This window comes from Arminella tubonensis (assembly GCF_003240585.1).
Lineage (GTDB): Bacteria > Pseudomonadota > Alphaproteobacteria > Rhizobiales > Rhizobiaceae > Rhizobium > Rhizobium tubonense.
Genome location: NZ_PCDP01000051.1, coordinates 60,425 through 72,811 on the forward strand (window position 1 = coordinate 60,425; position 12,387 = coordinate 72,811).

Below are 12,387 nucleotides of genomic sequence, written 5' to 3' on the forward strand. Positions count from 1 at the left end.
CCAGCGCGCGAGATATGACGCGATCAACAATTGTCGCCGTCGAGCACGTAAACCATACCGATGATACTGCCATCACGCTCGTGAACGAGCGTCGGCATATAGGCAGGGCCGCAATCAGGCACTGACGTGTCGATCGAGCCCGTAATATCTGCCTGCGCCATCTGCTGCGGCGCATAGTTGATGTGGCCTTCCAGCGCCGCCATCACGGGAACCGCTGCAGCGCATAAGAGCACGGCAGCTGCCAAACCTCTCATTACCATTCGCTTGGGCATGTTCACCTCCAGCAGTAAAAACCGCTGCTCATTAATGTATTGGGCGCCTGTTGGTTCCATCCATCAAGTAGTGAATCTGAGATTTATCGAAGTAGCCCTTGGCTTCGCATAGACGTTTGTTGCAATTGAACTAAACGCCTATCAGCCATAAGGATTAGTTCGCCACCATATCGATCAGAGTAGACTCAACGACCGAAACTATACTTTGAATATTATCGAGATATCGGCAGATGAGACTCGGCACGTCAGCCGGTGTTTTTCACTGGATACGTGGAGATATTTCATCGCTGGAGGGTATATCCGTCCACGGCTTGACGAAGTGCTGAGAAATGCTACCCCGCAGTCGCGACTTCGATCATTGCGAGGAGATATCAATGCCAATACTTGTCTATATCGCCCATTTCTTCGGCGGCGTTTTCCTTGCCAACGGCATTCCGCATTTCGTCAGCGGAGTGTCCGGAAAGCCATTCCGCACACCTTTCGTCCGGGCGCACGGCGGCAACGTCAGCTCGCCTGCCTTGAATGTGGTCTGGGGCTGGCTGAACCTGCTCGTCGCCTATCTGCTCTTTATCGATGTCGGGCCGTTTTTTCTTGGCTCCCTGCCTGACACCATCGCCAGCGCCGCGGGCGTTTTGCTGACGGGTCTGTTGCTGGCAAAGCTATTTTCTGGCGAGCGCCTGATCTGAGCCTTGAAGCCGGCGCTAGCGAGAGGTGCGCCGGGCTTTCGCCTTGGCGTCAGCATCGGCAGGCGCCTCGTGGGATAGATCGGCGCCGCTCACATGCGCAGGCACGTGAATGTCATCATAGACGGTGGGCGGCAGGGTCAGCTCGACATTATGCGGCGGCATGACTTGAATTGGCCTTGCCGAATTAGGGCGAGCCCGGAATTGCTTGCCGGCAGGCGTGGCTGGTTTCTTCTCGACTTGTCTGCTTGGAGGTGGCGTCATGACGATCTCCTCGGTGGCTAGGCAAAGCATTGCCCGCATCGAACAACAACGCCTCCCGTTTCCATTGGTTCCACAAAATCGGAAGACGGAGGCGACGGATCATATTGCTCGGCAAACGGACACATTCCTCCAGAGCCTTGACGCGGGCCGGAAGATCGCTAACTAATGGAGATATTCCAATGCCCTTCTGACATCGGCTGCGGAATGAACTTGGTGCCGGGCCCCTCTGGCGAGAGTTTTTACGGCGCTCTCGTGATGTCGGTACCGCCTGCAGATGAGCCGGCGGACTTCTTTCGATGAAAAACATGACCATGCCTTGCCCGCATGCCGTCTTCGGCATGGGACGCTGCCTTGCGTCCAGATCTCCCGACCACAAACTCCTCAATGCGGTGCTGCGATGATGCGGCGCGCTCCCCACAAACCCACACTCGGCTATTTCAAATGGGCCCTGATCGTCACGCTTCTCGGGCTCGCGCTTGGCGGCTGGGTCGGCTGGAACATGACCGGCACGATGGCCGGCATGGCCACGGCGTTCTTCATCTGTGCGGTCCTCGCCGTCCTTGAGATTTCGCTCTCCTTCGACAACGCTATCGTCAACGCCAACAAGCTCAAGGCGATGACCCCGATCTGGCAGAAGCGCTTCCTGACCTGGGGTATCGTGGTTGCCGTGTTCGGCATGCGTATTATCTTCCCGCTAGCCATCGTCGCGGTCGCGGCCCGTATCGGGCCGCTGGAAGCGCTGCAGCTGGCGGCAACGCAGCCGGAAGCCTACGCCCGCATCATGCAAAGCGCCCATCTGCCGATCGCGGCCTTCGGCGGCACCTTCCTGATGATGGTCGGACTGACATACTTCTTCAACCATGAGAAGGACATCCACTGGATCGTCTTCCTCGAGAAGGCGATGTCGCACTTTGCGACCATCAAGGGCGTCGAAATCTCGCTCGTATTGATCCTCGTGTTAATCTTTTCGTCGCTGCTGGGCGGGGAAGAAGCGACGACGTTCATCTATTCGGCGATCTACGGCCTGCTGACCTTCCTGCTGGTGGAGGTCGTCGGCGGCCTCCTCGATGCCTCGCAGAAAGCTCTAAGCGAAGCGGCGAGAGGCGGACTTGGCGCCTTCATCTATCTCGAGGTGCTCGATGCGAGCTTCTCCTTCGATGGCGTCATCGGCGCCTTCGCCCTCACCCAGAACCTGTTCATCATTGCAATCGGGCTCGGCATCGGTGCCATGTACGTTCGATCGATGACCATCATGCTGGTGGAAAACGCAACGCTTGCGCATTACCGCTATCTCGAGCACGGAGCGTTCTACGCCATCCTGATCCTGTCTGTGATCATGTATGTCCAGACCTTGATGCATATACCGGAAGTCGTCACCGGCCTTGGCGGCGCGGCTCTCATCGGCATCTCGCTATGGTCTTCGATCCGGTACAACAAGCGCGAACAAGTGACGCCGCGCGACGAAAAGATACGTGTGGGCGAATCCTGAATGAAGCCTGCTTTTTACCATGACGCTTTCCAACTTCTTTATTTTCGTGGTCTATTGCTCATGAATATGCATAAGGAAGCGCCGCCGGAGGTTCCGGCGGCAAGGGAATGTCCGTCTTGGGCTTGAAACCGATAAAGAGGATCGGAGCAATGACAGCAAAAATCGTCCCCGTCATCATGGCGGGCGGCAAGGGAACACGGTTGTGGCCGCTGTCACGCGCCACGGCGCCGAAGCAGTTTATTCAGTTCATCGGCGACAAGACGCTGTTCCAGAACACGCTGTCGCGCGTATCCGATCCAGAGCTTTACGAAGCACCGATCGTGCTCACCAACGAGGAATTCCGCTTCCTCGTCGCTGAACAGGCGCGGGAACTGGGGATCGCGCTGTCCGCCGTTGTGCTGGAACCGATTGCCCGAAACACGGCTGCAGCCGTCGCCGCGGCAGCAGCGGTTGCCGAGGGTCTCTTCGGCAAGACTGCGATCATGCATGTTCTGGCGTCCGACCACGAGATTGACGCCGACAAGACCTATTTCGATTGCGTGCGCATTGCCCAGGCGACGGCCGCCGAAGGCAAGCTCGTGACGTTTGGCATCACGCCGACCGAGCCGGCAACGGGGTATGGCTATATCGAACTGGGCAAAGCGCTTCCATCAGGCGCCCACGCTGTGAAGCGCTTTGTTGAAAAGCCGGCTCTCGACAAGGCGGAGGCCATGATTACTGCCGGGAATTTCTACTGGAATTCCGGGATGTTCATGTTCGGTGTCACGCCAATGCTTGCGGAGATGATCGAATTTGCCCCCGAAGTCGCCAAGGCCGCGGGCGAAGCCGTTGCCAAGGCCGCCCGCGACCTCGATTTCATCCGTCTCGATGCCGAAGCCTTCGCAAAGAGCCCCGATATCTCGATCGACTACGCGATCATGGAAAAGACGGCAAATGCTGCCGTCGTCCCATCGTCATTTACCTGGTCGGATCTCGGCAGTTGGGATGCGGTCTGGAAGATCGGCACGCCCGACGCAAACGGCAACGTAGCCGCTGGCAGCACGACGCTGGTCAATACCCGCAACTCGCTCGTCATGACCCACGGCGTGCACCTTGCGGTACAGGGCCTCGAAGATATCGCCGTCATCGCCAGCGAAGACGCCGTCTATGTCGGCCATCTGAACGACAGCCAGGAGGTAGGTCGGCTGGTCAAGCTGCTCGCTAGCCAGAAGGCAACGGCAAAACTGACCGAGACGCATCCGACCTCCTATCGTCCCTGGGGCGGCTACACCTCGATCTTCAACGGCGAACGCTTCCAGGTGAAGCGGATCTTCGTGACGCCCGGCAAGAAATTGTCGCTGCAGAAGCACCACCACCGGTCCGAACACTGGATCGTCGTTCGCGGCACGGCGGAGGTGACGATCGGCGAAAACGTCCAGATGCTGCGTGAGAATGAGTCGGTCTACATCCCGCTCGGCGAGGTGCATCGGCTGGCCAACCCCGGCAAGATCATGCTGGAACTGATCGAGGTCCAGACCGGCTCCTATCTCGGCGAAGACGACATCATCCGCCTTGTCGACGAGTTTGGCAGAAGCTGAAAATAGACAAGATCGTTAGTTGGAACGGCGGGCTTATGTCCGCCGTTTTTATTTTGTCCATCAAGGGGATGCGTGTCCGGTTGGGCAAAGCGCCTTGCTTTCTTTCGTTGCATTGCACACAATCGCCCTGGGAACAGCAACAGCCGCACGATTGATGCGAGCCGGGCAAAAGAAAACACATGTCGATTAAAGCAAGCATTTACCACCTGACGCATTACAAATATGACAAGCCGGTTCGCCTGGGTCCGCAGATAATAAGGCTGAAACCCGCCTCGCACTCGAAGACGAGGGTGATCAGCCATTCGCTGAAGATCACGCCGGCCAACCACTTCGTGAACCTGCAGCAGGATCCCTACGGCAACTATCTGGCGCGCTACGTCTTCCCGGATCCGGTGACGGAATTCAAGATCGAGGTCGACCTGGTCGCCGATATGACGGTCTACAATCCGTTCGATTTCTTCATCGAAGAAGCCTCGGAAATGTGGCCGTTCGACTATCCGGAGGACCTTCGCGACGACCTGAAGATCTATATACAGCCGGAACCGATGGACCCGGCGCTCGCCAAATTCATGGCATCGATCGACCGGACGCCGACGCGCACCATCGATTTTGTCGTCGGTCTCAACGCCCGTCTGCAACAGGAAATCAACTACGTCATCCGCATGGAGCCCGGTGTGCAAACGCCGGAGGAGACGCTGACCCGCGCACTCGGCTCCTGTCGCGACTCGAGCTGGCTGCTGGTCGAGATATTGCGCAACCTCGGTCTCGCAGCGCGCTTCGTCTCGGGCTATCTCATCCAGCTCGCCCCCGACCTGAAGGCGCTCGATGGCCCTTCCGGCACCGAAGTCGATTTCACTGATCTGCATGCCTGGTGCGAAGTCTACCTGCCAGGCGCCGGCTGGATCGGCCTCGACCCGACCTCCGGGCTGCTGACGGGCGAAAGCCACATTCCGCTCGCCGCAACCCCGCACTATCGCAACGCCGCCCCGATCTCCGGTGGAATTTTCGGCGATGCGAAAACCGAATTCGATTTCGCGATGACGGTGACCCGTGTCGCCGAGCATCCGCGGATCACCAAGCCGTTCTCCGACGAATCCTGGGATGCGCTGAACGCGCTTGGGAAGAAAGTCGACAAAATTCTCGCCACCGAGGACGTCCGGCTGACGATGGGCGGCGAGCCGACCTTCGTGTCCATCGACGACCTCCAGTCGGAGGAGTGGAACACGGCCGCCGTCGGCCCGACCAAGCGCGATCTGGCCGACCAGCTGATCCGCAAATTGCGCGAACGTTTCGCCCCCGGCGGCTTCCTGCACTACGGCCAGGGCAAGTGGTATCCCGGTGAATCCCTGCCGCGCTGGACCTTCTCCCTCTACTGGCGCAAGGACGGCAAGCCGATCTGGCAGAACCCGGACCTGATCGCGGCTGAAGGCAACGAAACGGGTGCCAAGGCGGAGGATGCCGGTAAGCTGCTCACGGCAATCGCCAGGGAGCTGGCGATCGAACCAGAAATGGTCCTTCCCGCCTATGAGGACCCGGCCGAGTGGATCATCAAGGAAGGCAGCCTGCCGGAAAATGTCGATCCGTCCAACTCGAAGCTCAAAGACCCCGAGGAACGCAGCCGCATTGCGCGCGTCTTCGAGCGTGGCTTGACTGTCGCGACCGGCTACATCCTGCCGGTCCAGGCGTGGAACGCGCAGGCAAGCGGCCACCGCTGGATCAGCGAAAAATGGACGACCCGCCGCGGCAAGATCTTCCTCGTGCCCGGCGATTCACCCGTCGGCTACCGCCTGCCGCTCGGCACTCTGCCCTACGTGCCGCCCTCACGCTTCCCCTACATCCACACCGCAGATCCTTCGATCCCGCGTGCGCCGCTGCCGGATGTCGTCGTACCCGCCGGCAGGGCTATGCCGGAGGCTTCGTTCCAGAGCGACGACAGTGCCCAGTCCCGTGTCGAACAGACTATCGGCGAGATCGGCGGCGCGGTCAGGACCGCAATTTCAGTCGAGCCACGTCACGGGCGCCTATGCGTGTTCATGCCACCGGTCGAACGGATCGAGGACTACCTGGAACTGGTCGCAGCCGCCGAGAACGCTGCGGCGGACCTGAAGCTGCCGATCCATATCGAAGGCTATCCGCCGCCACAGGACGAACGCATCAACGTCATCCGCGTCGCCCCGGACCCCGGCGTCATCGAGGTCAACATCCACCCGGCCTCGAGCTGGGAGGAATGCGTCGACATCACCTCGGCGGTTTACGAGGAAGCCCGGCAGACCAGGCTCGGCACCGACAAATTCCTGATCGACGGCCGCCATACCGGGACCGGCGGCGGCAACCACGTTGTTGTCGGCGGCGTCAATCCGGCCAACAGCCCCTTCCTGCGCCGTCCTGATCTACTAAAGAGCCTCGTGCTCCACTGGCAGAGGCATCCATCGCTCTCCTACCTCTTCTCGGGCCTCTTCATCGGCCCCACCAGCCAGGCGCCGCGCTTCGACGAGGCTCGCCACGACAGCCTCTACGAGCTGGAAATCGCGCTTGCGCAAGTGCCGGCCCCCGGCGAAGGTACACCCCCGCTTCCGTGGCTCGTCGACCGCCTCTTCCGCAACGTCCTGATCGACGTGACCGGCAATACCCATCGCTCGGAAATCTGCATCGACAAGCTGTTTTCGCCGGATGGTCCGACCGGTCGGCTCGGCCTAGTCGAGTTTCGCGGCTTCGAAATGCCGCCGAACGCGCGCATGAGCCTTGCCCAGCAGTTGCTGGTCCGCGCGCTGATCGCCCGCTTCTGGAAGAACCCGGCCGGCGGCAGACTGGTCCGGTGGGGCACGTCGCTGCACGATCGCTTCATGCTCCCGCATTATATCTGGCAGGATTTTCTCGACGTCCTGTCCGACCTCCGGGAAAACGGCTTCGACCTGCGCCCGGAATGGTTCAAGGCACAGCTGGAATTCCGCTTTCCATTCTGCGGAGAGGTCGAATACGAAGGCAACAAGCTCGAGCTGCGCCAGGCACTTGAGCCATGGCACGTCATGGGCGAGGAAGGTGCCATCGGCGGCACCGTGCGCTTCGTGGACTCATCGGTCGAGCGGCTTCAGATTCGGCTCGAAAGCAATAATCCGGCACGCTATACCGTTGCCTGCAATGGCCGCGCGGTGCCGCTGACGCCGACCGGAGCATCCGGTGTCTCGGTTGCCGGCGTGCGCTTCAAGGCGTGGCATCCGGCCTCCGGCCTTCATCCCGTGCTGCCGATCAACACGCCACTGACCTTCGATATTTATGATACATGGACCAACCGTTCTATCGGTGGCTGCATCTATCATGTTGCCCATCCGGGCGGGCGGAACTATGAGACATTTCCGGTCAACGGCAATGAGGCGGAAGCCCGGCGCCTTGCCCGATTCGAACCGTGGGGACATACCGCCGGCAGCTATCCGTTGCATCAGGAGTTGGTTTCACAGGAATTTCCGTTGACACTTGATTTGCGGCGGCCACCAGGCGTTTGAACCAGAGCATCTTCCAGGAAAGCCGGCAGCGGTTTCCTGGAGAAATGCGACAAGATAAAAGGTTGGAATCTCCGGTCTGATTCGATCAAATCCGAGGTTCAAGAGATCCGCATGGCCAAGAAACCGGCAGCTGAACGAAAAGAACAGATAAGGGCTGGCATCGGCATCGATCCGGCCTTTGCCTATTCCGCGTTACCAGGTGTCGCCGACGAAATGGTCGACAACACAGGCGCGGTGCGTCCCGTCTGGCAGAACCTTCTCGGCGCTCTTAGCCACATGAGCGAAAAAGAGCTCCACGAGCGCTTCGCCCGCGCCGACCGATATCTCCGCGACGCCGGCGTGTTCTATCGTGCGTACGGCGCAAAGGGCGTCAGCGAGCGCAACTGGCCGATCTCCCACATCCCCGTACTGATTGACGAGCGCGAATGGCACACGCTGTCGGAGGGCCTCGTACAGCGGGCGGACCTGCTCGAGCAGATCATGGCCGACATCCATGGCGAAAACCGGCTGGTCAACGAAGGCTTCATTCCGCCGGCGCTGCTGGCCCAGAACCCGGAATTCCTGCGCCCTCTGGTCGGAGTGAAACCGGCAAGCGGCCACTATCTTCATTTTCTCGCTTTCGAGATCGGTCGCGGACCTGACGGCAATTGGTGGGTCCTAGCCGATCGGACTCAGGCTCCCTCGGGGGCTGGCTTCGCGCTCGAAACCCGCGTCGCGACCACGCGCGCATTCTCCGACATTTTCGCCGAAACCCCCGTCCATCGGCTGGCGTCGTTCTTTGGCGCATTCCGAAATGCGTTGCAGGCCATGAAACAGGGTCCCGACGGCCGCATTGCCGTCCTGACGCCGGGACCAGCGAACGAGACCTATTATGAGCACGCCTATATCGCCCGCTATCTCGGCCTGATGCTGCTCGAGGGCGAAGACCTTGCCGTCGTCAACGACAAGGTCATGGTTCGCACCGTTGCCGGACTGAAGCCCATCAGCGTGCTCTGGCGCCGTCTTGATAGCGGCTATGCCGATCCGCTGGAGCTGAACCAGAGCTCGCATATCGGCACGCCCGGCATGGTGCAGGCCCTGCGCGCGCAGTCGCTGACGATCGTCAACGCGCTCGGCTCCGGCGTTCTCGAGACACGGGCACTGCTTGCCTTCATGCCGACGATCTCGCGCCAGCTGCTCGGCGAGGAGCTGAAGCTGCCGTCGATCGCCACCTGGTGGTGCGGCCAGAAGGCCGAGCGCGAGCTGGTGGCCAGGAATATCGGCAAGATGGTGATCGGCCCCGCCTATTCGAGGATGCCGTTCTTCGACGACAACGGCCAGTCGGTGCTTGGCTCGACACTGCGCTCGACGGCGAAGGAATCGATCAGCGACTGGCTGACGACGGACGGTCGCAAGCTGGTTGGCCAGGAGGTCGTGACCCTGTCGACGACGCCCGCATGGGTCAACGGCAAGCTCCTGCCGCGGCCGATGAGCCTGCGCGTCTTTGCGGCCCGCACCGAAAGCGGCTGGCAGATCATGCCTGGCGGCTTTGCCCGCATCGGCAGCGGCGACGATGTTGCCGCGATCGCCATGCAGTCGGGCGGCTCGGCCGCCGACGTCTGGATCGTCAGCGACAAACCGGTCGAACGCCATACCCTGCTGCCGGCCGAAGAGACCTTCACACGCAATATGCCCGGCAGCCTGCCGAGCCGCGCCGCCGACAATCTCTTCTGGCTCGGACGCTACATCGAGCGGGCCGAAGGTGCATTGCGCATCCTGCGTGCCTGGCACGGCCGCTATGCCGAATCCGCCGACCCGACGCAGCCGCTGCTGGCAGACATTAGCGAGTACCTGGGCGTCATCGATATCGATACCGAGGAAGCCGTGCCGGAAAGCCTGCTGCGCAACATCGACAGCGCTGTTTATTCGGCAAGCAACATTCGCGACCGCTTCTCGCCGGATGGATGGCTGGCGCTGAACGATCTCGCCAAGACCGCCCGCCGTTTCCGCGAGACCGTCAGCCCCGGCGACGATGCCAGCCACGCGATGACGATCCTCTTGCGCAAGCTTGCGGGCTTTGCCGGCCTCGTCCATGAAAACATGTACCGTTTCACAGGCTGGCGCTTCCTGTCGCTCGGGCGCTACATTGAGCGCGGCCTGCACATGACGCGAATGCTGGGTCATATGTCGGGTCCCCAGGCACCGGACGGCGCCCTCGACATGCTGCTCGAGATCGGTGACAGCGTCATGACCCATCGCCGCCGCTACAACGTCAACACCGCCCGCCTGACCGTCACCGATCTTCTGGCGCTCGATCCGCTTAACCCGCGCTCGATCCTGTTTCAGATGAACGAAATCCACCGCGAGGTGGAGCAATTGCCCAACGCCTTCGTCAATGGCCAGATGTCGCCCTTCTACCGCGAAGCCATGCGGCTCCATTCGGGGCTTGCCGTGATGACCCCGGAGACGATGAGCGACGAAGTCTACCACCGCCTGGAACATGAGCTCGAGCGCCTCTCCGATCTCCTGGCGCAGACTTACCTCGGATAGACCATGCTTTACGATCTGTCGCTGCACATGGGCTATATCTACGACACGCCGGCTTCGGGCGCGCGGCACATCGTGCGCGTGCTTCCGCTGTCGCTCCCAAACCGCCAGCGGCTGATCGCCGGATCGCTCACCGTATCGCCAACCCCTGACGACCAGTCGGCTTTCGTCGATTTCTTCCAGCATCCCGCAACCGCCTTGCTTGTTCGGTCTCACCACGACAAACTCGACATCCGCATGCAGGCTCGCGTCCAGGTCGAAAACACGCCGATGGGCGCCGATTTTTCGCCCCTGCTGGAGATGCTGCCGGACGAAATCGCCAGCCACTGGTCGATCGACCCGCTGTCGCCGCATCATTTCATCGGCACCAGCCCACGCCTCCCGGAGACACCCGAAATCAGCGCCTATGCGAGGCAATGGGCCGCTACCAAGCTGACCGTCATGCAGATTGCTTACGGCGTCTGCAGCAAGATCCACAAGGATTTCGACTACGACCCGGAGGCGACGACGGTCGACACCACGCCGAAAGAAGCATTCCGGCTCAAGCGCGGCGTCTGCCAGGATTTCGTGCATGTGATGATCATTGCGCTTCGAAGCCTCGGCATTCCTGCGGGCTACGTCAGCGGTTTCCTGCGCACCATCCCGCCGCCCGGCAAGGAACGGCTCGAAGGCGCCGATGCCATGCATGCCTGGGTGCGCATATGGTGCGGCGAGACGATGGGATGGGTTGAGCTGGATCCAACCAACGATATCCCGGCAGGAACGGATCACATCGTCGTCGCCTATGGCCGCGACTATTCCGACGTCGCCCCCGTTATCGGCGTGCTGAAAAGCTACGGCAGCCAGAAGACCGTACAGGCCGTAGACGTCATACCGTTGAAGTAATTTCTTGAGAGCAACCACTGGTGGGATAAGAATAACAGGATAACTGGCTAATATTTAAAGCCACCAACGCACATTTTTTCTAAATTAGCATAAGTAATTACAGAAAAACTCAGAAATATTGTCGATAGTCTGCTGTAACTTCTGATATTCAATAAAAATTAAGCCATTATCGCAACAATTACCGCACAGATATTCTGTTATCTAGGCTGATATTATTTATATTTAATATAACTATATTAAGGATACCTAATGCTGGATTTTTTCCGCCTGGGCGCAAGCGCTCAAAAGCTTGCGCGCAATCGCGACGGTAACTTCGGAATCGCGACAGCCATATGTTTGCCGCTCCTCCTTGGCGCGGGAGGCATGGCGATCGACGTGGCCAACGCGGTGATGTTGCGCAGCCAGCTTCAGCATGCAGACGACGCAGCCGCCTTGGCGACGGCATCGGCCCTTGCCGATGGCACGATCAAGCGTGATGGCGCGACCAAGTTTGGCCAGAATTTCTTTGCTGGGCAAATGGCAAATTTCATTTCCGACCCGATAGCCTTGGCAGAGATAAAGGCATCGACGGTCGTTACTGTCGACCCGCCCGCAGCAGGCGCCGAGCTGACCTATGCCGTCTCCGTCAACTCATCCTATGGCATGCGGGTCACCGCGATTATGGCGGTGTTGGGCTGGGATAGAGTCAAGATCGCTGCCGCAAGCAAGACGATAAGCAGGTCGCCGAATGCACCGACTACAGGCCAAGACGCTCTCGCGCTGTATTTCGTTCTCGACCGTTCGGGTTCGATGGGTGACTTGGTTGATCAGATCAATCCCGTCCAGCCAAAATTGAAGGTCCCAGGCGGCACACAGTTTAAGTTTTTCTGCAGGGACGACAATATCGAACCTGCGACGCAAAGATGTCACAGGATATTATCATCGACAATTACCTCGACAGGATCAGCTCGGTGAAGATCGCTGCAGGCATACTTATGTCACAACTGGAAATCAGAGATCCGAAGGGCAAATATATCCGTACTGGGGCCATTTCCTATTCTGGAAAAGCAGACAAACAAAGCGACCTAGTGGTTTGATCGAGACAAAGGAGTCCGATTTAGGATTCCAATTTTCGCATGAATATGCGACGGTCCTGCATGCGCACAGGTGTCACATTTGAGGTTTCCGCTGCCGACCGGGTTCGGCTGAACG

The 12,387-nt window shown here is 59.7% G+C and carries 9 protein-coding genes; 7 read left to right on the top strand and 2 right to left on the bottom strand.

Annotated elements, in window-relative coordinates; translation table 11 throughout:
- Positions 1-23: 23 nt before the first annotated feature.
- Positions 24-272, bottom strand: coding sequence for a hypothetical protein (locus CPY51_RS23700; protein ID WP_146260164.1), 249 nt, complete (start codon positions 270-272; stop codon positions 24-26).
- 374 nt (positions 273-646) lie between these two features.
- Between CPY51_RS23700 and CPY51_RS23705 the strand changes: the two genes are divergently transcribed.
- Positions 647-958: a hypothetical protein gene (locus tag CPY51_RS23705; RefSeq protein WP_111162687.1), complete on the top strand. Its 312-nt coding sequence runs from the start codon at positions 647-649 to the stop codon at positions 956-958.
- 15 nt (positions 959-973) lie between these two features.
- Here the strand turns inward: CPY51_RS23705 and CPY51_RS23710 are convergent, their stop codons facing one another.
- Positions 974-1,219, bottom strand: a complete 246-nt coding sequence (locus CPY51_RS23710) for a hypothetical protein (protein WP_111162688.1) — start codon at positions 1,217-1,219, stop codon at positions 974-976.
- Positions 1,220-1,619: 400 nt separating this feature from the next.
- Between CPY51_RS23710 and CPY51_RS23715 the strand changes: the two genes are divergently transcribed.
- The 6 genes from CPY51_RS23715 (at position 1,620) to CPY51_RS23740 (ending at position 12,150) form a co-directional block, all read left to right on the top strand.
- The gene (locus CPY51_RS23715) at positions 1,620-2,708 is read left to right on the top strand and encodes a DUF475 domain-containing protein (protein WP_420820732.1); all 1,089 of its coding nucleotides are present in this window, start codon (positions 1,620-1,622) and stop codon (positions 2,706-2,708) included.
- A gap of 149 nt (positions 2,709-2,857) precedes the next feature.
- Entirely contained in the window at positions 2,858-4,285 is a 1,428-nt protein-coding gene (locus CPY51_RS23720; protein ID WP_111162699.1) for a mannose-1-phosphate guanylyltransferase/mannose-6-phosphate isomerase, read from the top strand.
- Between the two features lie 179 nt (positions 4,286-4,464).
- Positions 4,465-7,785: a transglutaminase family protein gene (locus CPY51_RS23725; RefSeq protein WP_111162690.1), complete on the top strand. Its 3,321-nt coding sequence runs from the start codon at positions 4,465-4,467 to the stop codon at positions 7,783-7,785.
- A 111-nt stretch (positions 7,786-7,896) separates the two neighbouring features.
- Positions 7,897-10,314, top strand: a complete 2,418-nt coding sequence (locus tag CPY51_RS23730) for a circularly permuted type 2 ATP-grasp protein (protein WP_111162691.1) — start codon at positions 7,897-7,899, stop codon at positions 10,312-10,314.
- Between the two features lie 3 nt (positions 10,315-10,317).
- Complete coding sequence (locus CPY51_RS23735) at positions 10,318-11,196, top strand: transglutaminase family protein (RefSeq protein WP_111162692.1); 879 nt, start codon at positions 10,318-10,320, stop codon at positions 11,194-11,196.
- A 249-nt stretch (positions 11,197-11,445) separates the two neighbouring features.
- Positions 11,446-12,150 carry a TadE/TadG family type IV pilus assembly protein gene (locus tag CPY51_RS23740; RefSeq protein ID WP_111162693.1) on the top strand — a complete coding sequence of 235 codons (705 nt, stop codon included), beginning with the start codon at positions 11,446-11,448 and terminating at the stop codon, positions 12,148-12,150.
- The last annotated feature ends 237 nt before the right edge of the window (positions 12,151-12,387 follow it).

Bases quoted from the DNA above. Each gene is read 5' to 3' on its own strand.
- CPY51_RS23700 (WP_146260164.1), bottom strand. From the start codon at position 272: ATGCCCAAGCGAATGGTAATGAGAGGTTTGGCAGCTGCCGTGCTCTTA.
- CPY51_RS23705 (WP_111162687.1), top strand. From the start codon at position 647: ATGCCAATACTTGTCTATATCGCCCATTTCTTCGGCGGCGTTTTCCTT.
- CPY51_RS23710 (WP_111162688.1), bottom strand. From the start codon at position 1,219: ATGACGCCACCTCCAAGCAGACAAGTCGAGAAGAAACCAGCCACGCCT.
- CPY51_RS23715 (WP_420820732.1), top strand. From the start codon at position 1,620: ATGCGGCGCGCTCCCCACAAACCCACACTCGGCTATTTCAAATGGGCC.
- CPY51_RS23720 (WP_111162699.1), top strand. From the start codon at position 2,858: ATGACAGCAAAAATCGTCCCCGTCATCATGGCGGGCGGCAAGGGAACA.
- CPY51_RS23725 (WP_111162690.1), top strand. From the start codon at position 4,465: ATGTCGATTAAAGCAAGCATTTACCACCTGACGCATTACAAATATGAC.
- CPY51_RS23730 (WP_111162691.1), top strand. From the start codon at position 7,897: ATGGCCAAGAAACCGGCAGCTGAACGAAAAGAACAGATAAGGGCTGGC.
- CPY51_RS23735 (WP_111162692.1), top strand. From the start codon at position 10,318: ATGCTTTACGATCTGTCGCTGCACATGGGCTATATCTACGACACGCCG.
- CPY51_RS23740 (WP_111162693.1), top strand. From the start codon at position 11,446: ATGCTGGATTTTTTCCGCCTGGGCGCAAGCGCTCAAAAGCTTGCGCGC.